The sequence below is a fragment of the Rhizobium sp. BK098 genome, assembly GCF_014193155.1.
GTDB lineage: Bacteria > Pseudomonadota > Alphaproteobacteria > Rhizobiales > Rhizobiaceae > Rhizobium.
The window spans coordinates 142,490-165,718 of sequence record NZ_JACHYY010000006.1 but is presented as its reverse complement, the minus strand read 5'-3'; the positions used below and the strand labels follow the sequence as shown (position 1 = coordinate 165,718).

Sequence of the window (23,229 nt, the reverse complement as noted above, 5' to 3'; positions counted from 1 at the left end):
CGTTGTTCATCAGTGTTACGACTCGACGGGAGGAGAAGAGCTGTGAAACGATTTCTGACAACCGTAACGGTAACTACCTTGAGTGCCCTGCTTGCCGTTACGTCTTTCGATCCGGTGGCAGCCGCCCCAATCCAGCCGCTGACCCAGCCGGCCATCCAGCACACGGGTGAGCAGCTCGCCGGCCTGACGGAAGTTCAGTACCGTCATCACAACAGGCACTATCGCGGGCGGCATCGCCCCCATTATCGTCCGCACTACCGTCCGCATCATCGCCCCGGCTACTGGCACGGCCACCGCGGCTATCGCTATCATCGCCCCGGCTATCGGCGTCATGACGGCTGGTGGTATCCGATGGCTGCATTCACAGCCGGAGCAATCATCGGCGGGGCCGTATCACAGCCTCCGCGCGGCGGCGCGCATGTCCGCTGGTGTGCAAGCCGCTACAAGAGCTATCGTGCGTCGGACAATACCTATCAGCCGACCAACGGTCCGCGGCGCCAGTGCGTCAGCCCGTAATGTGAAACAGATCGAAATCCCTCTCCGTTCCGCTGAGGGGATTTCTTTCAGACTGTCGCGGGAAGGGGTGCCTTCAACCGGTCATTTGCTCGGAAATGTCCCACAGCCGTCGCCAGATCGCCTGATCATGGGCGTGAGCGGCAATCTTGGCACGCACCGGCGGACCTTTGAGTTCATAGAAACCGTTCGGGCCATACATGGCGCCGCCTTCCGCCTCCGGCGCGGTAGCGGCGAAGAGCGTCGGCAGGGCGCCGGCTGCTGCCGATTGCGAAGCAAGCGGCTCCATCCACTTCATGGTAAGTTCAAACAGGCTTGGCCGGTCTCTGCCCATGCGAGGTCCTGTCGTCTGAAGTCCGGTGACGGCATAGCCCGGGTGGGCGGCAATGCTCTTAAGCTTCCAGCCTTCAGCGCGTGCAATGCGATCGAGCTCCAGGCTGAAGAGCAGCGTTGCCAGCTTCGATTGGCAATAGGCGGGCCAGGGCCGATAGCGCTTGCGCCACTGCAGATCGTCGAAATTGATCCTGCCGCTGCGATGCGCCAGGCTGCTGACCGTGACCACGCGCGGATTTTCGGCCGCTGAAACCTTCGGCAACAGCCGCATCGTCCAGGCGAAATGGCCGATATAATTGGCGCCCATCTGCATCTCGAAACCATCTTCGGTCTCGTGCCGGTCCGGAATGGCCATGACGCCGGCATTGTTGATGAGCAGGTCGATATGCGGCACCCTATCGGCGATGCGGGTCGCCGTGCGCGCGACGGAATCAAGGCTGGCTAGATCGAGTGCCTCGAAGGTCACGTCTGCTCCCGGTGTTGCTGCACGGATCTTGGCGATCGCCTCTTGGGCCCTAGCCTCGTTGCGGGAGGCTATGACGACCTTGGCGCCGGCCGCTGCCAGAGCCTTTGCCGCCTCGTAGCCGATACCGCTGTTGGCGCCGGTAACGACTGCGATACGACCTGTCTGCGGCGGAATATCTTTCACTGTCCAGTCTGGCATTGCGGGCTCCTGTGAAGTGATTTGGCATTGCCCGTTGTATCTGGTAATTCATATACTAAATGCAAGTTTGCATTGAATGAAAATATAGAAGCGAAAAATGCGCGACAACACTTGCGTATCAGGGACTTTCAGCAGCCGGATGGCGCGGCATGCCTTTGAATTGCCATGCTGTTCGGCACTCATCATGCCTTATGGCCGAAGATTGGATTTGCGGAATGACGACAAAGACCTCGTGCGCTGATTTTGTGCAGTTCTTCCGCTCCTGGGTGAGCAATCCGATGCGCGTTGCGGCGGTCGCGCCCTCGGGCGAGCGGCTGGCAAGGCTGATGACTCAGGAGATCGGGCCGGTCGATGGTCCGATCCTTGAGCTCGGTCCAGGCACCGGCGTATTCACCCGGGCGCTGCTGGAGCGAGGCATTCCCGAGAGCGCGCTGACGCTCGTCGAATTCGGCGAGGAGTTTGCCGTCCGTCTGCGTGAGCGTTTTCCGGCGGCAAGGGTCGTGCATATGGATGCCGCCAAGCTCGGCCAATGCGGTCTTTTCGATGACGCGCCTTTCGGTGCTGTCATCAGCGGCCTGCCGCTACTCTCCATGCCGCCCTCGAAGGTCGCGGCCATTGTTGGCGGCGCTTTTGAAACGATGAAGCCGGGCGGGGCTTTCTATCAGTTCACCTACGGCCCGCGCTGTCCCGTGCAGAAAGCTATCCTTGAAAGCCTTGGTCTCACTGCAAAGCGCATCGGCGGCACAGTGCGCAACATTCCGCCGGCCTGCGTTTACAGGATATCGCGGCAAAATCCTCTGGAGCTCTCGATCATCGGCGCCAAATATCGTAGCACCGGAGGGAAAGCCGGAATCGGCGCCTAGGAGCGGATGCCGGCAAGGTCGATTTGGGGCGGCCGAAGCGAGTGCCGGGGGGTAGCGGATGGCAAAAAAGCCGGATGTCGATAGCGCGGTAAAGGAAGGCCGGCGCGAGCGCAAGCGCCGTCAAACCCGCGAACGCATCCAAGCCGCCGCCCTGAAGCTTTTCCTCGAGCGCGGCTTTGACGCTACCACGATTGAAGACATCACCGAAGCGGCCGATGTTTCCAAGCGCAGTTTCTTCGATTACTTCCCCAGTAAGGAAGAGGTCGTTGCTGCCTGGCAGGATGGTTTTGCCCGCGAGCTGATCGGTGCGGTTGCCGCGCAGCCCGAGGATGCTTCGGTCGTCGAAGTCATCGAGGCGGCCGTCAATTCTGCCCTTCGTACGGCGGTAGCAGATCCGCAAAGCCTTGCTCTGGCCGCCCTCATTCACAATACGCCGACGCTTCAGGCTCGCGATCAACTGAAATATGCCAAGCTGGAGAAGAAGCTCGCGGACGCGCTGTCTGCCCGTGGCAGCGGCGGCGAGGAGGAGCGTCTCCGCTTTGGCATGCTTGCGGCCGCCGTCGTGACGATGCTGCGCATCGGCAGCGAGCGATGGATGCGATCTCCACAGGATATCTCGGTAGAGCAGTTCGCCCGCAATCTGTTCGACGAGCTTTGGGCCGCGCTTGCCGATCTCGGGAAGCAGGCGCAGCGGCACATATGACGGCGCGAGATTAGAGCAGGGGAAGCCGCCTGATCGGCCTCGACGCATTGCATATGCCGCGATGCAGACCCATCTAGTACCGGGTCGCGACCGCATTCTCCCTCGCGAAACCCAGATTTGCCCTTAAAATCTCGGCATCCCTCCCGGATGCCGCTCATGCCAGATACATTTCAGATCAGCAAAAGGGACTATAATCATGTCAGAACTCGACGCAGCCAAGTCCGGCCAGTTCAAGATCGGCGGTGATCTCCCCGTTCATCGTCTCGGTTTCGGTGCCATGCGCATTACCGGTGCCGGTATATGGGGTGAGCCAGAGGACCGTGACGAAGCCGTCCGCACGCTGAGGCGCCTTCCGGAACTTGGCATCAATTTCATCGATACCGCCGATTCCTATGGCCCGGACGTTTCCGAACGTCTTATCAAGGAAGCGCTCCATCCCTATGGCCATGGTCTTGTGGTAGCGACCAAGGGTGGTCTTACTCGAACCGGACCGAATGTCTGGGTGCCGGTGGGTCGCCCCGAATATCTGATCCAGCAGGCGCACAAAAGCCTGCGTAATCTCGGCGTCGATCGCATCGATCTCTGGCAGTTGCATCGCATCGATTCCAAGGTGCCGGCGGCCGAGCAGTTCGATGCCGTGAAGTCGCTGCAGAGCGACGGCATCATCCGTCATGCGGGCTTGAGCGAAGTCTCGGTTGCCGACATCGAGGCGGCTTCGAAGCATTTCAAGGTGGTGACGGTGCAGAACCGCTACAATCTGGTCGATCGTACCAGCGAAGATGTACTCGACTATTGCGAAAAGCACGGCATCGGCTTCATCCCGTGGTTTCCGCTTGCCGCCGGTGATCTCGCCAAGGAAGGCTCGCTGCTCGATACTATCGCGAAAAAGCACGATGCCGCTCCGAGCCAGATCGCGCTTGCATGGGTGCTGAAGCGCAGCCCTGTGATGCTGCCGATCCCCGGAACGGGCAAGGTCAAGCATCTCGAGGAAAACATCGCCGCCGTGAACATCGCCCTCTCCGACGAGGAGTTTGCAGCATTGGACGCGGAAGGCAAAAAGGCCTTCAAGGCTGCATAAGTCGAAATTCGTTTGTCCGGTGGGCGGTTGCTGACCGGACAAGCGTCGGCGAAGGCTCTTTCCCATGCAGAAACGCCGATCACGATCATGTGAATCCTAGGATTTGGGTCAATAACGACTGCAAAATAGGCGCTGGCAAGCCCTAAAATGCCCGTATTATGCGATATTTCCGGCATCTGCAAAGAAAGCAATGCGCTGTATGCATTGCTGCATTGCGAAAGCCGATCTGTTCATGCTGTCGCAGGCGTTATATCTAATCCCTCGAAGGCAGCGCACTCCTCCTCCCAGCGCTCCTTCAATGATTGGCAACACTCCTCCTCCTCCCAGTTGCCAATCCGGATCAAGAGCCCGATGCATCCTCCTCCCGCGTCGGGCTCTTTTTTTATTTTCAGCCAGATCATCAGTTAGCGGTGTTGGACGATTGCGTTGCGCCTTTGCAATGCTGTCGCGAATTAGCATTGCGTCATGAGCCAAAGAACCGCGGGAGCAGCTTGCGCCGTGGACATGCATGCGTAGAGTGGCGCGACGTTACGGCATTGAGGAAGGGTTGCATGATGCAGCGCATGGCGGGTTCGGGCCGGTGGGGAAAGCTGTTTCTCCGAACTATGGCCGTGGTTGCGACATTGTCGCTCGCCGCTTGCGGCCGCCCTATCGGGGTTATGCAGCCCATCAGTGAAAACGTGCCTGGCACATCCAAGGTCGATCTCCTCGTCGCGACGACACGGCTGCCGGACAAAGATCCGGCGATCCTGTTTTCGGGTGAGCGCGGGCCGGGGCTCAAGGTGGATGCCGTCAGCGTCTCTATTCCGCCAGAGGCCAATCGCAAGGTCGGCCAGGTGCAGTGGCCGAGCCGCTTGCCAGGCGATCCGCTGAAAAATTTCGTCACCACCGCCGTCAAGCCTTTGGCGACGGAGGCGGATGGGCGAGCCTGGGTGCATGCGGAATTGCCCAAAAACAAACGGGTGCTGATCTTCGTGCATGGGTTCAACAACCGCTATGAGGATGCCGTCTACCGCTTTGCGCAGATCGTTCACGATTCGCATGCCGACGTCGCACCGATCGTGTTTACCTGGCCGTCGCGTGCCAGCATCTTCGACTATGCCTATGACAAGGAAAGCACGAACTATTCCCGTGACTCGCTCGAGGAATTGCTGCGCCGCGTCGCCGCTGATCCGGCCGTCGGCGATATCACCGTCATGGCGCATTCGATGGGCAGCTGGCTCGCAGTCGAATCGCTGCGACAGATGGCGATCCGTAACGGTCGCGTTGCGCCGAAGATCAAGAATGTCATCCTGGCCTCGCCCGATCTCGACGTCGATGTCTTCGGAAGACAGTTCGCAGCACTCGGCAAGGACAAGCCGCATTTCACGCTATTTGTCTCACGGGACGATCGCGCGCTTTCACTCTCACGTCGCATTTCCGGCAATATCGACCGGCTCGGACAGATCGACCCGACAGCCGAGCCCTATCGCAGTGAGCTGGAAAAGCAGGGGATTACTGTGCTCGATCTCACGAAGCTCAAAACCGGCGATGGTCTCAATCACGGCAAGTTCGCCGAAAGCCCGGAAGTGGTGAAACTGATCGGTGCGCGGTTGATTGCCGGCCAGACGATCACGGACTCCGATGTCGGCATCGGCGATGCCGTCGGAGCAGTTGCCATGGGTGCTGCCCAGACGGTCGGCAGCGTGGCGGGTGCTGCCGTCAGCGCTCCGATTGCCATTTTCGATCCTCGGACGCGGGCGAATTACGGCGAGCAATGGCGTCGCGTCGGCGCATCAGCCGGCAATACGGTGGGATCTCTGGGCGATAGCGTCGAGGCGACCGGCAGCAATGTCGGCGAAGCATTGCGTCAATAATGCTATGATGATCCGATCCGGAGCAGCCGCATTCATCGTTGCTGCGAAACGCGATAGTCATGTTTCGCCATCTGATATATCAGAGATGCAAGCAGTCAGATGGCGCCGGCCAATTCGTTGGCCCGGTATCGGTGTCGACGGCTGCACGATCTGCCGTGTGTGATTGGAGTGGATGAGATGAGATGGAAGCGCACGATCCAGTTGCTGGACGTTCACTGCGAGGGTGAGATCGGCAAGGTTGCCATCGGCGGCGTGCCGAAGATCCCCGGCAACAGCATTGCCGAGCAGCTCCATTGGCTGAACACGGATCCAAAGGGCCAGGAGCTGCGCCGTTTCCTCGTGCTGGAGCCGCGCGGCGCGCCGATCGGATCGGTGAACCTGCTGCTGCCGGCCAAGCACCCTGAGGCCGATGCCGGTTTCATCATTCTGCAGCCCGATCAGGCGCATGCAAGCTCCGGCTCGAACTCTATCTGCGTGACCACGGCGCTGCTCGAATCCGGCATCGTCGAGATGAAGGAGCCGGAAACGGTCGTCACGCTCGATACCGCCGCCGGCCTCGTGCGCGCCACTGCGACCTGCCGCGACGGCCGCTGCGAAAAAGTGCGGCTGACCATGGTGCCGTCCTTCGTGCATGAGCTGGATGTCGGGCTCGACACGCAGCAATGGGGCAGGATCAAGCTCGATCTCTGCTATGGCGGCATCTTCTACGCGCTCGTCGATGTCGGCCAGATCGGCTTGAAGATCGAAAAGGCCAATGCGGCTGCCCTCGTCCATGCCGGTATGGTTATCAAGGAAGCGATCAACCGTGCGATGACCGTAGTTCATCCGGAAATCCCGGCCATCTCGGGCGTTGCCTATGTGATGTTCCGCGATATCGACGCCGATGGCGCCATCCGCACCTGCACGACCATGTGGCCCGGCCGCGCCGACCGCTCGCCCTGCGGCACCGGCAGTTCGGCCAATCTGGCGACGCTGCACGCGCGCGGAAAGGCCAAGGTCGGAGATGTCTTCAAATCCCGCTCGATCATCGGTTCGGAGTTCGAAGTGGGGCTGCAGGCAGAGACCGAAGTTGCCGGAAAGCCGGCTATCATCCCGACGATTACCGGCCGCGGCTTCACCTTCGGCTTGAGTCAGGTGGCACTCGATCCCTTCGACCCGATGGCGGAAGGTTTTGCCATGACGGATGTCTGGGGACCCTCGGCGGGAGATATTTGAGGGTGGCCGAGCAAACAGTTCCCACCTGTCTCTTCGAGAGTTTTGCCTCTCACCCTAACCCTCTCCCCGTTTGACGGGGAGAGGGGACGACCTCTCACGCTACTTTGGGCAATTGGTTGATAGGAAGGCTGCGGGTGCGCCCATCCCCTTCTCCCTGCGAGCGGGGAGAAGGTGGCCGGAGGCCGGATGAGGGGCCTTTGGCACAATCTTATGCTTTCGGATAAATCACACCCTTGCGCAAAATGATGTTCCCATAGAGCCGCGGCTCGCTGGTCTGTATCAGCGCATGCGCACGCTGCACCCGCTCGTAGAATTCCGCCGGCAGTAACGGCACGACCTTGATCTCGGGCACATGCCGGGCGCAGCATTCGATCATTTCCGCATGAACGGGGTCGATGGCATCGCGGTCCTGCTTGACGGTCGCCCGGAATATCGCCTGCGGCACGAAATCGTCGATCGGCAGCACGCTCAGCACGGCATCGAGGACGCGAATGACGCCATGGCCGTCGAGGCGGATGAGGCGGCGTCCATGTTCGAGACCGGGATAATTGCCGTCTACGAGGGCGATCTCGTCGCCATGGCCCATGGCGCGTAGCGTCGCCAGAAGCTCCGGGCTCAACAGTGGGTCAATGCCCTTCAGCATGCTCTATCTCCTTGAAAAGAACGTTCTGGTCGATGAGGTAACGCGCGAAGATCGGCAGGCTGGCGCCGCCGATGGCGCGTGCCTGCGGCCCGACGGCACCCTCGATGATCTCGGGCATGACGACGCCCTGAAGATCCAGTTCCGCCGCTGCCTTGATGGTTGCGCGCACCACGCGTTCTCGCACCCAGCCGGGAAAGCCGCCATCGATGACGGCGGCGCTGAAATCAAGAACGGAGGCGGAGGCAACGATCGCTTGTGCCAGTGCCTTGGCCGTATCCTGGATCCAGATCTCCAGCGGCTCGCCGAAATCGATCCAATTATCCGCCGAATACCAAAGAGGGCGTGGATCGAAACCATGATCCCGCAATAGATTTTCCAACACGAAGATCGAGGCGATCTCGAGAAGCTGGCGATTCTCGCCGTTGCGGCCGCGCACGGGCAGGGGGCCGAGTGCGCCGGCGGTGCCCGTTCGGCCAACGAAGACGGACGAATTCAGGACGATGCCGCCGCCGAGGAACGAGCCTATGAAGAAATAGACGAAATCCGGATAATGCGGGCCGATCCCGAAGACCAGTTCGGCACCGCAGGCGCTGGTAGCGTCGTTTTGCAGAAAGACCGGGTAAGACACACGCGAGGCAATTTCGGCTCTTAGATCGAAGCCTCGCCAGGCATCCATCGCTCCCGGCGGCGCGCCCACCTGCTCGGCCCAATTCCAGAGCTCGAACGGTGCGGCAACGCCCATTCCCGCGATCTTGCGGCGCTGCTCTTCGCTGAGGCGCCCTTCCAGTTCCTTGATGCCGGCCGCGACGAAGGTGATGATGTCCTGCGGCAGCGGGTAGGGGTAGATCTGATGGAGCTGCATCCGGATGCCGCCGACGAAATCCATCAGCACGAGGTCGGCGCTGCGTCGGCCGATCTTGACGCCAAAGGAGAGTACGGCGTCCGGATTGAGCCGCATCGGAGTGGAAGGCTGACCGACGCGCCCGCGGACCGGCGCATCGCGGGACAGCAACCCGTCCTTTTCCAGCTCCCGCATGATGACGGACACCGTCTGTGCCGAAAGCCCGCTCCGCCGCGCAATATCGGCCTTCGAAAGAGCGCCGTGACGGCGCACGAGCGAAAGCACAAGCCGTTCGTTGTGGGCGCGCACGCCAAGCTGGTTCGCGCCCCCAGAGGGGTCGAGAATCGCCGGTGTTGTCGGTGTGTCCTCCGGGTCATGCACGAGAGACATGGGCCTGCTCCTTCCATCATGGCCATGCCCTATTTTTTTCCAGAATGCCACATCGAATTAATAATTCAATCCGATTTATTTATTGACAGGCGGATTTCTTTAGGGTCTGATATCGACCGTCGAGGATGCGCGCATAGCCTTGGAGGAGGTCCACCGAAAACAATCCCACAGGCTTGACGCATCTTTAACCGGGTTCGAAGCGAACCCGCGACAGCCGGAGGGTCCGGCTTTTCAAACATCGGGAGGATTGAATGAAGAAATCCATTATTTCCGCAGCCGTTGCCGCCCTGGCGCTCGGCGTTGCATTTGCCGCTCCGGCCAAGGCCGCCGGCGTATCCGCCTGCCTCATCACCAAGACCGATACCAATCCCTTCTTCGTCAAGATGAAGGAAGGCGCCACCGCCAAGGCCAAGGAACTCGGCGTCACGCTGAAGTCCTATGCCGGCAAGATCGACGGCGACAGCGAAAGCCAGGTTGCCGCGATCGAAAGCTGCATCGCCAGCGGCGCCAAGGGTATTCTGATCACCGCTTCCGACACGAAGGGCATTGTTTCCTCCGTCAAGAAGGCACGCGATGCCGGCCTGCTGGTCATCGCGCTCGACACGCCTCTGGAACCGGCTGACGCCGCCGACGCGACCTTCGCCACCGACAACCTTCTTGCTGGCAAGCTGATCGGCGAATGGGCCAACAAGACGCTGGGCGACAAGGCCAAGGATGCCAAGATCGGCTTCCTCGACCTGACGCCGTCGCAGCCTTCCGTCGACGTCCTGCGCGACCAGGGCTTCATGATCGGCTTCGGCATCGACCCGAAGGATCCGAACAAGATCGGCGACGAAACCGATCCGCGCATCGTCGGCCATGATGTCACCAACGGCAACGAGGAAGGTGGCCGCAAGGCCATGGAAAACCTCCTGCAGAAGGATTCCAGCATCAACGTCATCCACACGATCAACGAACCGGCCGCTGTCGGCGCCTATCAGGCCCTGAAGGCCGTCGGCTTGGAAAAGCAGGTTCTGATCGTGTCGGTTGACGGCGGTTGCCCGGGCGTCAAATCCGTCAAGGAAGGCGTGATCGGCGCTACGTCGCAGCAGTATCCGTTGATGATGGCAGCCCTTGGCGTTGAGGCGATCAAGAAGTTCGCCGATAGCGGCGAGAAGCCGAAGCCGACCGAAGGCAAGTCCTTCTTCGACACCGGCGTCTCCCTGGTCACCGACAAGCCGGTTTCCGGCCTGAAGTCGATCGACACCAAGGAAGGCACGGCAAAGTGCTGGGGCTAAGCCCCTTACGAAATGTGATATAATCCCTTCGGGAGCCGCGTCATGCGCCTGCTGGCGCGGCTCTCCCTATAAGGGAGCAGACCATCGCAACAGTCACGTCGGCCGGGGTTCATCCCCTCGGCGGACCCCTTAACAGCCGGCGGTTTCCGCGCATGAGCGCGGTGGCGGAGGAATAATTATGTCCGGAGCACAGGAATTCGAACGTGTTCTCGACGGCAGCGACAAGAACGTCGCGTCGTTCGAGCAGCACGATGTCTCTTTTCTCAAGCGCGTGCAGCACTTTCTGCATTCGACGCCGGCCGCCGTGCCGTTGATCGTATTGGTAATGGCGATCGTGATCTTCGGCATCGCGATCGGTGGGCGGTTCTTTTCCGCCTATACGCTGACACTGATCCTGCAGCAGATCGCAATCGTCGGCATTCTCGGTGCTGCCCAGACGCTGGTCATCCTGACCGCCGGCATCGATCTTTCGATCGGCGTGATCATGGTCATTTCCTCCGTCGTCATGGGCAACGTCGCCGTCACTTACGGTCTGCCGGCGCCGGTCGCCATCATCGCCGGCATGGCCGCTGGCGGCCTCTGTGGGCTGCTCAACGGTTTCCTCGTCGCCAACATGAAGCTGCCGCCGTTCATCGTGACGCTCGGCACGTGGAACATCGTCATGGCGACGAACTTCATCTATTCCGCCAATGAAACCATCCGCGATACCGATGTCGATGAAAAGGCGCCGCTCCTGCATCTCTTCGCGATCAGCTTCCGGCTTGGCGGTGCGGTGCTGACCCTCGGCGTCATCGCCATGGTGCTGCTGGTGCTGGGCCTATGGTATATTCTCAATCATACCGCCTGGGGCCGGCATGTCTATGCCGTCGGCGATGATCCGGAAGCGGCGAAATTGTCGGGTATCCAGACCAAGAAGGTACTGCTTGCCGTCTATGGCGTTTCGGGACTGATCGCGGCTTTTGCCGCCTGGGTTTCGATCGGCCGCAACGGCTCTGTCTCACCGTCTTCGGCCGTGACGGACTTCAATCTTCAGGCGATTACCGCAACCGTGATTGGCGGCATCTCGCTCTTCGGCGGCCGCGGCTCGATCCTCGGCACGCTCTTTGGCGCCATGATCGTCGGCGTCGTTTCCATGGGCCTCAACATGCTCGGCGCCGATCCGCAATGGAAGGTGCTTCTGACCGGCGTGCTCATCATCGGCGCCGTCGCGATCGATCAATGGATCAGAAAGGTATCGGCATGACCACGACCGTCGAACCCATCCTCACTGCCCGCGGTCTCGTCAAGCGCTATGGACGCGTCACCGCGCTCGACAACGCCGATTTCGATCTCTATCCCGGCGAAATCCTTGCGGTCATCGGCGACAACGGCGCCGGAAAATCCTCGCTGATCAAGGCGATTTCCGGCGCGGTGACACCCGATGAAGGCGAGATCAAGCTGGAAGGCAAACCTGTTCATTTCAGGTCGCCGATGGAAGCGCGCGATGCCGGCATCGAAACGGTCTACCAGAACCTGGCGCTGTCGCCGGCGCTCTCGATCGCCGACAACATGTTTCTCGGTCGCGAGATCCGCAAGTCCGGTTTCCTCGGTTCCGTCTTCCGCATGCTCGATCGGCCGGCCATGGAAAAGCGCGCCCGCGACAAGCTCAGCGAGCTCGGCTTGATGACGATCCAGAACATCAACCAGGCGGTGGAAACGCTCTCCGGCGGTCAGCGCCAGGGCGTTGCCGTGGCACGTGCCGCCGCCTTCGGTTCCAAGGTCGTCATCATGGACGAGCCGACGGCAGCCCTAGGCGTCAAGGAAAGCCGCAAGGTCCTTGAACTCATCCTCGACGTGCGTGCGCGCGGCTTGCCGATCGTTCTGATCTCGCACAATATGCCGCACGTCTTCGAGGTTGCGGACCGTATCCATATCCACCGCCTTGGACGACGCCTGACCGTCATCAATCCGAAGGAATACACCATGTCCGACGCGGTTGCCTTCATGACCGGCGCCAAGGCTCCGCCGGTCGAGAACGTCGCTGCATGAGTGCTTCTCTTGACGATGTTGCCGGCGAGATCATCGCGCGCGCCGGCAACACGAAACGCTTCCTGGTGGCGATTGCCGGGCCGCCCGGGGCAGGCAAATCCACCCTGGCCGATAATGTCGCCAAGGCGTTGAAGGCGAGGGGTGAAAGCGCCGAAGTCCTGCCCATGGACGGCTTCCACATGGATAACGCCGTCCTCATCGAGAAGGGACTTCTGAAACGGAAGGGCGTGCCTGACAGTTTCGATGTGCGGGCCTTCCTCGATATCGTCAGGGCCGTACGCGCCGCCGACCAGGAGGTCCTGGTGCCGGTCTTCGACCGTTCGCGAGAGATTGCCATCGCCTCGGCCCGCATCGTATCGGCAGATCATCGCTTCATCGTCATCGAGGGCAATTATCTGCTGTTCAACCAGGGCAAATGGGCGGAGCTGGAAGGCATGTTCGACTATTCGATCATGCTCGCGCCGCCGATGGAAGTGCTGGAAGAGCGACTTTGGGCGCGCTGGAGGGGCTACGATCTCGATGAAGAAGCCGCCCGGGCCAAGGTTTACGGCAACGATCTGCCGAACGGCCGGCTGATTCTGGAGAACCGGCGCCGCTCGGACGTCACCATAGATATCGTGCAGGATTGACCTCGCCCATCATTTAACCGCCGTCGCGGATTGTTTTGCGAGGGCGGATGGTGCTATCGAAGCGCGATAGCAGAAAGTGCGATCTCGAAAAGGCTGAAGCGGCTTTCGGGTAGGATCGCGCTCACATTTCTAGAGGTCGCGCCCATGCAAAAGCTCACCATCCGCCGTCCTGACGACTGGCATCTGCATTTGCGGGACGGAGCCATGCTGGAAGGCGTGATAGCCGATACCTCCAGGCATTTCGCCCGCGCCATCATCATGCCTAATCTCGTGCCGCCTGTGGTAACAACGGCGGATGCGACCGCCTATCGCGAGCGCATCCTGAAAGCGCTGCCGGCGGGTGATCGCTTCCTGCCGCTGATGACGCTTTATCTCACCGAACACACCAATCCTGACGACGTCGAAGAAGGCAAGAAGAGCGGCCTCATCACCGCTGTCAAACTCTATCCGGCGGGTGCGACAACCAACTCACATGGCGGCGTGCGCGATCTGAACAAGGCAATGCCGGTGCTGGAGCGCATGGCGAAGATCGGCCTGCCGCTCTGCGTTCATGGCGAGGTCACGACGCCGGAAGTCGATATTTTCGATCGCGAGGCCGTGTTCATCGAAACCGTACTTGATCCGTTGCGCCAACGCCTGCCTGAACTGAAGGTCACGATGGAGCATGTGACCACCGCGGATGGCGTGGACTACATCAAATCGGCAAAGGCCAATCTCGCCGGCTCCATCACGACGCATCACCTGATCATCAATCGCAACGCCATTCTCGTCGGCGGCATTCGCCCGCATTATTACTGCCTTCCGGTCGCCAAGCGCGAAAACCATCGTCTGGCCTTGCGTGCGGCCGCAACCAGCGGCGACGCCAGGTTCTTCCTCGGCACGGATTCGGCTCCGCATGTCGATCCGCTGAAGGAATGCGCCTGCGGCTGCGCCGGCATCTATACGTCGATCAACACCATGAGCTGCCTTGCCCATGTCTTCGAGCAGGAAGGCGCATTGGACAGGCTTGAGGCTTTTGCGTCGCTGAACGGCCCGGCCTGGTATGGCCTGCCCGTCAACGAGGATAGCATCACCCTGGTACGCCGGGCTGAGGCTGTGACTTTCCCTGCCAAGATCGAGACCGGCGCCGGCCCGGTCACTGTTTTCGATCCCATGTTCCCCTTGCATTGGGACGTCGAGATTTAGCGGAATCATACATAAGTAAAGCCAAATACAAAAACCATATTGTGGCAACCCATGGGTGTTTGCCGCAATATGAAACGTATATTTTGTTGATATATATTTTCTTTATTATTTGCCGTAACTAATTCGATACCCCTAAGGACCTAGTGTGCCCGGAGACACCTTGCGGTAGAAATCAAACCGTAGAAAGAGCATGATGCTGGTCGATTACAACTCCCTGCTTCTCGCCCTCGGTGTTTCCGCATCATGCCTTGCGGTCACGTTGGTCGGAAGCTGGTTTTCGCGCCGGCCCGATACCTTCCTGCTGACGTGTTCTGCCGGTCTTGTGCCTATCGTCGGCGGCATCTTCGTCTACGGCGCCTATGTCGACCATCCCAAGCCGATTTTTGCCATTTTGACGTTCGTCTTATTTTTCCTTGGCTTCGCGACGATCTGGGTGGCCGGTTATCAGTTTCGCACGGGTCGCCTCTCCAGGATCCGCTTTGCCCTCGGTTGCTTGCCGGGCATATCAGCATCGATCGGGCCGATGCTTGCCGGCTACGACGGGCTGGCTTTCATCGCCGATAACCTTGTCATCTGCGTGCTCCTACTTCTGACGGCGCGCGAATATTGGCTCAGCCGGCGCGAGGCACCGACGCCGCTCTATGGCATTGCGGCGCTTTACACGCTGACGGCCATTTCCTTTGCCTTATGCGCGGCCGTGCTGATCGCCGATGGCAAGCTCGTACTCGGTCATGCGCCGGACAACTGGGCGGAGGATGTCAGCCTCGCCGTCTGCATCGCCGGAATGACCGGGATCGGGGCACTGTCCCTTGCTTTGCACCAGTGGCGCCAAGCCGCATTTCATCGTCAGGAGGCGATCACCGACGCCCTGACCGGGCTGCTTAATCGCCGCGCGCTGTTCGATCTTTACGGCCGCCGGTCCTTCGGCCCTTCGATGGCCGTCATCATCTTCGACATCGACCGTTTCAAGGCGATCAACGATCAGCACGGCCACGCCGCCGGCGATCTCGTGCTCAAGCTTTTCGGCCAGGAACTCGCCTTCGGTTTGCGGCCTTCCGACACGGTGGCGCGTCTGGGAGGCGAGGAATTTGCGCTTGTTCTCGACAACGCGCTGCCGGGTCGCGCGGAGCAGGTCGCAGAGCGGGTGCGTGATGCCTTTGCGGCACGGGCGATCAGCATCGAAGGCAAATCTTTCGCCTGCACCGTCAGCGCCGGCATTGCGACCGGTACTGCCAAAGGGCTCGGCTTCGATGATGTGCTTCGCGCCGCCGACAAGGCGCTTTATGAGGCAAAGCGAAACGGCCGCAACCGTGTAGAGGTCGCGGCCTATCTGCGGGCTGTCTAGCCGGGCGTTTTCGGCTGACCATCTCTCGTCACAGGCTGTCAGAACAGGGCCTTCACGAAGGCGCATGCGGCCAGTAGCGAGGCGACCGTGCGCACATGGTTCCAGCGCGTCCAGTCGCTAATATAGGTGGACCATAGCTGCACCGACTCAGCGGAATGGCCGTCCACTTTATCGAGTGCGTCGTTCAGGGGCACATTGAAGACCATGGTCGAAAGAAAGCTCGCGACGATATAGAGCGCTGCCCCCGTCAGCATCAGAACGCTGGTGCCGCCTCGCCAGTAAAGGATGGCCATCACTGCGATGAAGATCGAGAGCGCCGCCGTCAGCAGGAACAGCACGATGAAGGGCGAGCGCACGATCGTCGTGTTGATCGATTGCATCGCGGCAATCCCCTGATCGACGGGAAGGCGGGCGAAAGCCTGCATGATGAACGTCGAGAAGGCGAAATAGACGCCGGCGAGAAGCCCGCTGCTGAGTGCGGCGATGATGAGAGCAATATTCGTGATCGGAAAGGTCATGATTGAGCACTCCAGATGCCGGTTGCGGCGGTTTGTCGGGCATAATCGAAAAAATCTTTCGGCTGCCTGCGGAGGAGCCAGCCGATGCCGTTCATGACAGGCGAGTTGCAGCCGTCGAGACGCTCGGCGAAGCGGTCGCCGATTTTTCCCAATCCGCCGATGACGGCAATTGTCGAGATCTGCATTTCAAGCTTCTCCAGCACAAAATGTGATAAATTCTCTCATTTGCAAATGTGATAAACTCTCTTATACTGCTTGTCAACAGGCGTAGGCAGGGAATGGAATGGCACGGGAACCGATCGCGAGACGCAGGCGCAGCAAGGATGAGGCGGGGACGCCGCGCCGCATACCCAGTCAGCAACGCGGCCGCGAACGCGTGGATCTGATCCTTTCGGTGGCATCCGAGCTGATTGCGAAAAACGGCAGCGATGCGCTGCGCATGGGCGAGATCGTCGAGAAGGCGGGCGTTTCCTTCGGCTCGCTCTACCAATATTTCCCCGACAAGACGGCGATCATCCGTGTGCTGGCCGAGCGCTTCAACGAGCAGGGCCGGCAATGCGTCGAAGACGAACTGGTGGCAATCAAAAGCCGCGATCAGCTGCAGTCCGCTCTCGGCCGCATTGTCGATGGCTACTACGCTATGTTTCTGGAAGAGCCTGTCATGCGCGACATATGGCACGCGACCCATGCCGACAAACTGCTGCAGCAGGTCGATGCCGAGGATATGGAATGGCATTCGCAGGCGTTTCTGACCGTTCTAAAACGCCTATGGCCGGCGCGCGACGACTCCGAACTTGCGAGAACAGCCCGGTTGACTATGCAGCTTGTCGCGGCTGCGGTGCGCTATGCGATTTCGATCGAACGGGAAGAAGGCGACAAGGTCATCGAACTGTTCAAGGCGATGCTCCCTACCGATCTTGGAGCACTGCACTGATTGCTTCCGGTCGCCCTGCAGAGGGCGACCGAGGGGATGCCCGCAAAAGCTTTCATATGTCTGGAAACTCGGCCCGCTTGCTGCTATTGCCGCTGGAACATTAGCGCTCGCCAAGGAGGCCTTGCATGACCCAGATGATATTCACCGATCGCACCGTCATGGCTGAGCTGATGGCTAGGATGCTTTGGGAGATCAAGGCGGTCCACTTCAATGCCGACAAGCCCTACAAGTTCGCGTCCGGCATGGCGAGCCCGGTCTATATCGATTGCCGAAAGCTGATCTCCTATCCGCGCATCCGCTCGACGGTCATGGACTTCGCCGCCAGCATCATCGTGCGCAATGTCGGCTTCGAGCAGTTCGATTGCGTCGCCGGCGGCGAGACGGCGGGCATTCCTTTCGCCGCCTTCCTGGCCGAGCGCCTGAACCTGCCGATGATCTATGTACGCAAGCAACCGAAGGGCCATGGCCGCAACGCCCAGATCGAAGGCGATATGAAAGACGGCGCCCGCGTGCTCGTCATCGAGGATCTGACGACGGCCGGCGGCAGCATGTTCACCTTCATCGACGCGATCCGAGCAGCCGGCGGCATTGTCGATCATGGCATGGCGCTGTTCTATTACGGCATCTTCCCCGAGGCGGTCGAACGCTTTGCCAATCGGAAGGTGAGCCTGCAATACATTACGACCTGGCGCGAAGTGCTCGCCGTTGCCAAGGAACAGAAGCTGTTCGACGACAAGACGCTGGAGGAAGTCGAAGCCTTTCTCAATGCGCCGCTCGCCTGGTCCGGCCGGAACGGTGGTATTTCGGAGCTGCCAACAAACTGACGCTTTGCTTTTGCACTGAATCTATCTAATCGATTTATGTAATGGACACGATGGACGCGCTCTTTGGGAGGCCGGAATGATTTTGTGCTGTGGCGAAGCTTTGATCGACATGCTGCCGCGGGATACGACGCTGGGTGAAAAGGGCTTTGCCCCCTACGCCGGCGGCGCGATCTTCAACACCGCGATCGCGCTCGGCCGTCTCGGCATTCCCACGGGCTTCTTCACCGGCATCGCCGACGACATGATGGGTGAAATCCTGCGCGATACGCTATCGGCCTCCAAGGTCGATTTCAGCTATTGCGCCATCACCCCCCGTCCGAGCACGATCGCCTTCGTCAAGCTCGTCAACGGCCAGGCGACCTATGCCTTCTATGACGAAGGCACGGCTGGCCGCATGATCACCGAAGCGGATCTCCCGACGCTCGGCGATGATTGCGAGGCGCTGCACTTCGGTGCGATCAGCCTGATCCCCAATCCGTGTGGCGGAACCTACGAGGCGCTGATGAAGCGCGAGTACCAGCGCCGGGTCATCTCGCTCGACCCGAACATCCGCCCGGGATTCATCAAGGACAAAACAGCTCACATGGGCCGCATCAGCCGGATGGCGGCCATGTCCGACATTCTCAAATTCTCCGATGAGGATCTGGAATGGTTCGGCATTGCGGGCAATCACGACGAACTCGCCACTCATTGGCTGAACCAGGGCGCCAAACTCGTCGTCATCACCAAGGGTGCGGAAGGCGCAACCGGCTATACCAAGTCGCTGAAAGTCTCGGTGCCGAGCGAGCGTGTCACGGTTGTCGATACGGTCGGCGCGGGCGATACCTTCGATGCCGGCATTCTGGCATCGCTGAAGATGAACAACCTGCTGACCAAGGCGCAGGTGGCATCGCTGAACGAAAAGGCGCTGCAGGATGCGCTGGCTCTGGGCGCGAAGGCTGCGGCGGTCACGGTCTCCCGCGCTGGAGCCAATCCGCCCTGGGCGCATGAGATCGGGCTTTGACCCAACCCTCCCCTTGAGGGGGAGGGTGGGCACGCAGTGCCGGGGTGGGGTGATCCTTTATTCCTTCCAATGCGGGAGAGCTTAATCACCCCCCACCCGCCGCTTCGCGGCGACCTCCCCCTCAAGGGGGAGGTAGATGAAATGCTTTACTTCGCGCGGCTTGCCAGCGCAGCCACCAGCCCCTGTGTCGAGGAATCGTGGCCGGCAGCGCTTTCCTTGCCTTCGATGACCGGGAGCAGGCCGGTTGCCAGTTCCTTGCCGAGTTCGACGCCCCACTGGTCGAAGGAGTTGATGCGGAAGAGCACGCCTTCGACGAAGACGCGGTGTTCGTAGAGCGCGATCAGGCGGCCGAGCGCAAAGGGCGTCAGCTTGTCGTAGACGAAGGTGATCGACGGACGATTGCCGGTGAAGACGCGGTGCGGCGCGATGAAATCGGCCTTCTTGTCGTCCATGCCCTTGGAGGTGAGCTGAGCCTTGGCTTCCTCGAAGGTGCGGCCCTTCATCAGTGCTTCCGACTGCGCCAGGCAATTGGCCATCAGCAGGTCGTGCTGGTGGCGCAGCTCCGGTTCGAAGCCGTTTGCGGCGATCATGAATTCGGCCGGGATGATGCTCGTGCCCTGGTGGATGAGCTGATAGAAGGCGTGCTGGCCGTTGGTGCCGGGCTCGCCCCAGACGACCGGGCCAGAATTGCCTTCGACCGGCGTGCCGTCGATGGTCACGCCCTTGCCGTTCGATTCCATATCCAGCTGCTGCAGATAGGCCGGGAAGCGCGACAGGCGCTGGTCATAGGGCAGGATCGCGCGCGTCGGATAGCCGAGCACGTTGCGATGATAGAAGCCGATGAGGCCGAGCAGCATCGGCAGGTTTTCCTTGAACGGCGCCTGGCGGAAATGGTTGTCCATCGCATGCGCGCCATCAAGGAATTTGCCGAAGTTTTCCGGACCGATCGCGATCATCAGCGGCAGGCCGATGGCCGACCAGATCGAGTAGCGGCCCCCGACCCAATCCCAGAAGCCGAAGACGCGCTCGCTGTCGATACCGAAGGCGGCGACCTTGTCGAGCGCCGTCGAAACGGCCGCGAAGTGGTGCTGTACGGCAGCTTCGCCGAGCGCATCGGCGATAAACTTGCGCGCCGTCTGGGCATTGGTCATCGTTTCGATCGTCGTGAAGGTCTTGGAAGCCACGATGAAGAGCGTCGTTTCCGGCTTAACGAGTTTCAGGATATCGGCGATATGGGCGCCGTCGATATTGGAGATGAAGTGCGAGCGCGGGCCGTCGTGGAAAGGCGCCAGCGCCAGCGTCGCCATGACCGGGCCGAGATCGGAGCCGCCGATGCCGATGTTGATGACATCGGTGATCGCCTTGCCCGTCGAGCCCTTCAGCGCGCCAGAGCGGATGCCGTCGGCAAATTTGCCCATGGCGGCGAGAACAGCGTTGACGTCAGGCATGACATCCTTGCCATCGACCAGCACGGGCTTGTTCGAGCGGTTGCGCAGCGCGGTGTGCAGAACGGCGCGGTTTTCGGTGAAGTTGATGGCGACACCGGAGAACATTTCCTCGCGCTTGGCGGCGACGCCGCCTTCGGCTGCGAGCTTCTCGAGAAGGGCGAGGATATCGTCGTTAACAGCTGTCTTGGAGTAATCCATCAGCAGGTCGTCGAACGAGGCGCTGAAGCGGGAAAAGCGTTTCGGATCGGCGGCGAAGGCGGCGCGAATATCCGTGGCCTTCGTTGCCGATGCGGTGCTCTTCAGTTGATCGACGAGGGCGTTCATGGGAGGCTCCTTGCGGTTCGCGCTGCTGGCCTTCAAAACCGGGCCAAGCGCTTTGAGTTTGGTCGCGAAAACTATTCCCTATGTAGGGCGTAAATCAAGTTCACCTATCGCCCAAAACGAAAAAAGCCGCTCGTGAAACAAGCACGAGCGGCTTCCTGAATGACACGGAATTATGTCAGCCGCGCAACTCCTTGCGCAGGATCTTGCCGACATTCGATTTCGGCAATTCGGTGCGGAACTCGATGAAGCGCGGGCGCTTGTAGTTAGTAAGATTTTCCGCGCAGTGAGCCTTGACGTCGGCCTCGGTCAAAGCCGGGTCCTTCTTGACGATGAAGAGCTTCACCGCCTCGCCGGAATGCGGATCGGCCACGCCGATCGCAGCTGCTTCCAGAACGCCCGGATGCATGACGGCGACTTCCTCGATCTCGTTCGGATAGACGTTGAAGCCCGAGACCAGGATCATGTCCTTCTTGCGATCGACGATCTTGGTGTAGCCGCGCTCGTCCATGAAACCCATGTCGCCGCTGCGGAAGAAGCCATCCTCCGTCATGACGCGTGCAGTTTCGGCCGGCTGCTTCCAATAGCCTGCCATGACCTGGGGTCCACGGATGCAGATTTCGCCGACTTCGCCGAGCGGCAGGGAATTGCCGTTCTCGTCGCGAATATCGAAATCGGTGCCCGTGATCGGCAGGCCGATCGTGCCGGAGAATTCGGAACTGTCGAAACGATTGGCGCTTGCGACCGGCGAGGTCTCGGAAAGGCCATAGCCTTCGGTGATCCAGGCGCCAGTCATCTTCTGCCACCGCTCGGCGACAGGCCGCTGCACCGCCATGCCGCCGGCAAGCGTTGCAGTATTGGACAGGTCAAGCTTGGTGAACTCCGGATTGTTCATCAGCGCGTTGAACAGCGTGTTCAGGCCGGGGAACATGTCGAACTTGTATTTGCCCAATTCCTTGATGAAGGCGGGTATGTCGCGCGGATTGGCGATGAGCACATTGTGGCCGCCGAGCGACATGCCCATCAGCGAATTCACCGTCAGCGCGAAGATATGATAGAGCGGCAGCGCGCAGACGAAGGTCAGCTGTTCCGGTCGCGGCTTGTTGATATAGGCGGATTGCAGCCAGAGCAGCAATTGCAGCTGGTTGGCGAGCAGATTGGAATGCGTGAGGATCGCGCCCTTGGCAACGCCGGTCGTGCCGCCGGTATATTGCAGGAAGGCAATGTCGCTGCCTGTCAGCTCCGATAGCTTCAGGGGCAGACGCGAGCCCTCGGCGATCACGCTCTTGAAGCTGCGGTGGCCGGGAATGGACCAGGCTGGCACGAGCTTCTTCACCTTACGGACGATCAGGTTGACGATGTGGCCCTTGACGCCGAGCATGTCGCCAAGCGCGGTGACGACCACATGGCGCACATCCGTATGGGCCAGGACCTGCTCGACCGTATGGGCGAAATTTTCCAGAACGAAGATCGCCTTGGCGCCGCAATCGCGCAGCTGATGTTCGAGTTCGCGCGGCGTGTAGAGCGGGTTGACGTTGACCACGACGAGCCCCGCGCGAAGAATGCCGTAAACCGCGATCGGGTTTTGCAGCACGTTCGGCATCATGACGGCAACGCGATCGCCCTTCTGCAGGTCGAGGCTCTGCAGCCAGGCGGCGATCTTGCGCGTCTGCAGGTCGAGATCGCGATAGGTGATGGATTTGCCCATGCTGGTGAAGGCGGGTCTGTCGGCGTAGCGCGCGCAGCTCTCCTCCAGCAGTTCGGCGAGCGAGGCATGCTCCAGCGGCGGCAGCTCTGCCGGTACGATATCCGGGTAAGAAGCGAGCCATATTTTCTTGACCTGCGGTTTATCCGAAGGAGCGGAGACTGAATTCATGCGCATTTCCTCCTCTACGCACCATCACCACGCCCGGCCGTCATATGCGGCGGCTATGCAGAGTGTCATTGGACGATCAAAAAGTCTCCCGCTTTTCGCATCGCCGTAATCTTGCTCTCAGATAAATCACCAGAGCACAACCGAAGCTACAATAACCTTGACGTAAACGTCAACATTTGTCCCGCACTCACGTTTTTTTACAATCCTGAAAAAAGTACTGGAACTTTTATGACAACGGAGCGTTAATAGCGCCATGGGTTTAAACCCATCGGAGCATCGTGCTGCCTTAACAGCAGATCGGACGCTCCATAGTTTATGTGACGCGTATCCAAAAGGAGGTGCGCATATGCATAAAGAGAGTGCCGATTTCTCGGGTCGTGACCTTTACATCAAGGACATGTCGATGCTGGTCGCCTGCGACCGCGTCGAAGGGTCCAGGGTATACGGCTCGGACGGCAAGCAGATTGGTCATATCGAGCGGCTGATGATGGAAAAAAGTGATGGACGCATCGCTTTCGTCATTCTGAGCTTCGGCGGTTTCTTCGGCATCGGTCAGGAGCACTACCGGCTGCCGTGGGAGAAGCTGCGCTACGATGCCCGCATTGACGGCTATCGCGTCAGCATGACCAAGAACGACATCGAAAAGGCGTGCCGCTTCGCTGCTAAGGACGATCACGACCATAAGAATCATGGCCACAAGGGCCACGATTATTTTGGCGTGCCTCCCTATTGGATGTGAACG

Annotated in this window: 23 protein-coding genes; 16 read left to right on the top strand and 7 right to left on the bottom strand. The window is 60.1% G+C overall.

The features are described from left to right. Nucleotides 1-42: 42 nt before the first annotated feature. Nucleotides 43-516, top strand: coding sequence for a BA14K family protein (locus FHT73_RS17230; protein ID WP_183713250.1), 474 nt, complete (start codon nucleotides 43-45; stop codon nucleotides 514-516). 73 nt (nucleotides 517-589) lie between these two features. Here FHT73_RS17230 and FHT73_RS17225 read toward each other — a convergent pair whose 3' ends face one another. Further along, a complete protein-coding gene (locus FHT73_RS17225) occupies nucleotides 590-1,510 on the bottom strand; it encodes an oxidoreductase (RefSeq protein WP_183713247.1) in 921 nt (306 codons plus the stop codon). 215 nt (nucleotides 1,511-1,725) lie between these two features. On the opposite strand from FHT73_RS17225, the gene FHT73_RS17220 reads away from it, so the two are divergent. The 5 genes from FHT73_RS17220 (at nucleotide 1,726) to FHT73_RS17200 (ending at nucleotide 7,225) form a co-directional block, all read left to right on the top strand. After that, nucleotides 1,726-2,373, top strand: a complete 648-nt coding sequence (locus tag FHT73_RS17220; RefSeq protein ID WP_183713244.1) for a methyltransferase domain-containing protein — start codon at nucleotides 1,726-1,728, stop codon at nucleotides 2,371-2,373. A gap of 58 nt (nucleotides 2,374-2,431) precedes the next feature. Beyond that, entirely contained in the window at nucleotides 2,432-3,076 is a 645-nt protein-coding gene (locus tag FHT73_RS17215) for a TetR family transcriptional regulator (RefSeq protein ID WP_183713241.1), read from the top strand. Nucleotides 3,077-3,272: 196 nt separating this feature from the next. Continuing rightward, nucleotides 3,273-4,154 (top strand): aldo/keto reductase, encoded by an 882-nt coding sequence (locus FHT73_RS17210; RefSeq protein ID WP_183713238.1) that lies wholly within the window; start codon nucleotides 3,273-3,275, stop codon nucleotides 4,152-4,154. Between the two features lie 551 nt (nucleotides 4,155-4,705). After that, the gene (locus FHT73_RS17205; RefSeq protein ID WP_112609444.1) at nucleotides 4,706-6,010 is read left to right on the top strand and encodes an alpha/beta hydrolase; all 1,305 of its coding nucleotides are present in this window, start codon (nucleotides 4,706-4,708) and stop codon (nucleotides 6,008-6,010) included. Between the two features lie 177 nt (nucleotides 6,011-6,187). Then, nucleotides 6,188-7,225 (top strand): 4-hydroxyproline epimerase, encoded by a 1,038-nt coding sequence (locus FHT73_RS17200; RefSeq protein WP_183713235.1) that lies wholly within the window; start codon nucleotides 6,188-6,190, stop codon nucleotides 7,223-7,225. Nucleotides 7,226-7,433: 208 nt separating this feature from the next. Here the strand turns inward: FHT73_RS17200 and FHT73_RS17195 are convergent, their stop codons facing one another. Both FHT73_RS17195 and FHT73_RS17190 read right to left on the bottom strand, forming a co-directional pair. After that, nucleotides 7,434-7,868, bottom strand: coding sequence for an RbsD/FucU domain-containing protein (locus tag FHT73_RS17195; protein ID WP_183713232.1), 435 nt, complete (start codon nucleotides 7,866-7,868; stop codon nucleotides 7,434-7,436). Beyond that, complete coding sequence (locus FHT73_RS17190; protein ID WP_015338684.1) at nucleotides 7,852-9,099, bottom strand: ROK family transcriptional regulator; 1,248 nt, start codon at nucleotides 9,097-9,099, stop codon at nucleotides 7,852-7,854. Before FHT73_RS17190 ends, FHT73_RS17195 begins: the two co-directional genes overlap by 17 nt. 251 nt (nucleotides 9,100-9,350) lie before the next feature. Between FHT73_RS17190 and FHT73_RS17185 the strand changes: the two genes are divergently transcribed. The 6 genes from FHT73_RS17185 (at nucleotide 9,351) to FHT73_RS17160 (ending at nucleotide 15,563) form a co-directional block, all read left to right on the top strand. Then, nucleotides 9,351-10,376, top strand: coding sequence for a sugar ABC transporter substrate-binding protein (locus FHT73_RS17185; protein ID WP_112609448.1), 1,026 nt, complete (start codon nucleotides 9,351-9,353; stop codon nucleotides 10,374-10,376). Between the two features lie 178 nt (nucleotides 10,377-10,554). Next, nucleotides 10,555-11,619 (top strand): ABC transporter permease, encoded by a 1,065-nt coding sequence (locus tag FHT73_RS17180; protein ID WP_015338686.1) that lies wholly within the window; start codon nucleotides 10,555-10,557, stop codon nucleotides 11,617-11,619. Beyond that, nucleotides 11,595-12,404, top strand: a complete 810-nt coding sequence (locus FHT73_RS17175) for an ATP-binding cassette domain-containing protein (protein ID WP_183713229.1) — start codon at nucleotides 11,595-11,597, stop codon at nucleotides 12,402-12,404. Before FHT73_RS17180 ends, FHT73_RS17175 begins: the two co-directional genes overlap by 25 nt. After that, the gene (locus FHT73_RS17170) at nucleotides 12,401-13,033 is read left to right on the top strand and encodes a nucleoside triphosphate hydrolase (protein WP_183713226.1); all 633 of its coding nucleotides are present in this window, start codon (nucleotides 12,401-12,403) and stop codon (nucleotides 13,031-13,033) included. Before FHT73_RS17175 ends, FHT73_RS17170 begins: the two co-directional genes overlap by 4 nt. 144 nt (nucleotides 13,034-13,177) lie before the next feature. After that, nucleotides 13,178-14,218, top strand: coding sequence for a dihydroorotase (gene pyrC / locus FHT73_RS17165; RefSeq protein WP_183713224.1), 1,041 nt, complete (start codon nucleotides 13,178-13,180; stop codon nucleotides 14,216-14,218). Nucleotides 14,219-14,411: 193 nt separating this feature from the next. Then, nucleotides 14,412-15,563 (top strand): GGDEF domain-containing protein, encoded by a 1,152-nt coding sequence (locus FHT73_RS17160; RefSeq protein WP_183713648.1) that lies wholly within the window; start codon nucleotides 14,412-14,414, stop codon nucleotides 15,561-15,563. 38 nt (nucleotides 15,564-15,601) lie between these two features. On the opposite strand, the gene FHT73_RS17155 is transcribed toward FHT73_RS17160, so the two are convergent. Both FHT73_RS17155 and FHT73_RS17150 read right to left on the bottom strand, forming a co-directional pair. Then, nucleotides 15,602-16,081: an anthrone oxygenase family protein gene (locus tag FHT73_RS17155; protein WP_112336622.1), complete on the bottom strand. Its 480-nt coding sequence runs from the start codon at nucleotides 16,079-16,081 to the stop codon at nucleotides 15,602-15,604. Further along, on the bottom strand, nucleotides 16,078-16,266 hold the full coding sequence (locus tag FHT73_RS17150) for a hypothetical protein (protein ID WP_183713221.1): 189 nt from the start codon (nucleotides 16,264-16,266) through the stop codon (nucleotides 16,078-16,080). Before FHT73_RS17150 ends, FHT73_RS17155 begins: the two co-directional genes overlap by 4 nt. A gap of 98 nt (nucleotides 16,267-16,364) precedes the next feature. On the opposite strand from FHT73_RS17150, the gene FHT73_RS17145 reads away from it, so the two are divergent. From FHT73_RS17145 to FHT73_RS17135, 3 genes are all read left to right on the top strand, one after another. After that, on the top strand, nucleotides 16,365-17,015 hold the full coding sequence (locus tag FHT73_RS17145) for a TetR/AcrR family transcriptional regulator (protein ID WP_183713218.1): 651 nt from the start codon (nucleotides 16,365-16,367) through the stop codon (nucleotides 17,013-17,015). A 125-nt stretch (nucleotides 17,016-17,140) separates the two neighbouring features. Next, on the top strand, nucleotides 17,141-17,839 hold the full coding sequence (locus FHT73_RS17140; RefSeq protein WP_112609453.1) for an orotate phosphoribosyltransferase: 699 nt from the start codon (nucleotides 17,141-17,143) through the stop codon (nucleotides 17,837-17,839). 76 nt (nucleotides 17,840-17,915) lie between these two features. After that, complete coding sequence (locus FHT73_RS17135; protein WP_112336619.1) at nucleotides 17,916-18,842, top strand: carbohydrate kinase; 927 nt, start codon at nucleotides 17,916-17,918, stop codon at nucleotides 18,840-18,842. 146 nt (nucleotides 18,843-18,988) lie between these two features. On the opposite strand, the gene pgi is transcribed toward FHT73_RS17135, so the two are convergent. Together pgi and FHT73_RS17125 are read right to left on the bottom strand one after the other, a co-directional pair. Continuing rightward, entirely contained in the window at nucleotides 18,989-20,614 is a 1,626-nt protein-coding gene (pgi, locus tag FHT73_RS17130) for a glucose-6-phosphate isomerase (protein WP_183713215.1), read from the bottom strand. A gap of 175 nt (nucleotides 20,615-20,789) precedes the next feature. Next, on the bottom strand, nucleotides 20,790-22,487 hold the full coding sequence (locus FHT73_RS17125) for a long-chain fatty acid--CoA ligase (protein WP_112607971.1): 1,698 nt from the start codon (nucleotides 22,485-22,487) through the stop codon (nucleotides 20,790-20,792). A 346-nt stretch (nucleotides 22,488-22,833) separates the two neighbouring features. Between FHT73_RS17125 and FHT73_RS17120 the strand changes: the two genes are divergently transcribed. Next, entirely contained in the window at nucleotides 22,834-23,226 is a 393-nt protein-coding gene (locus FHT73_RS17120) for a PRC-barrel domain-containing protein (RefSeq protein WP_183713212.1), read from the top strand. Nucleotides 23,227-23,229 lie beyond the last annotated feature (3 nt).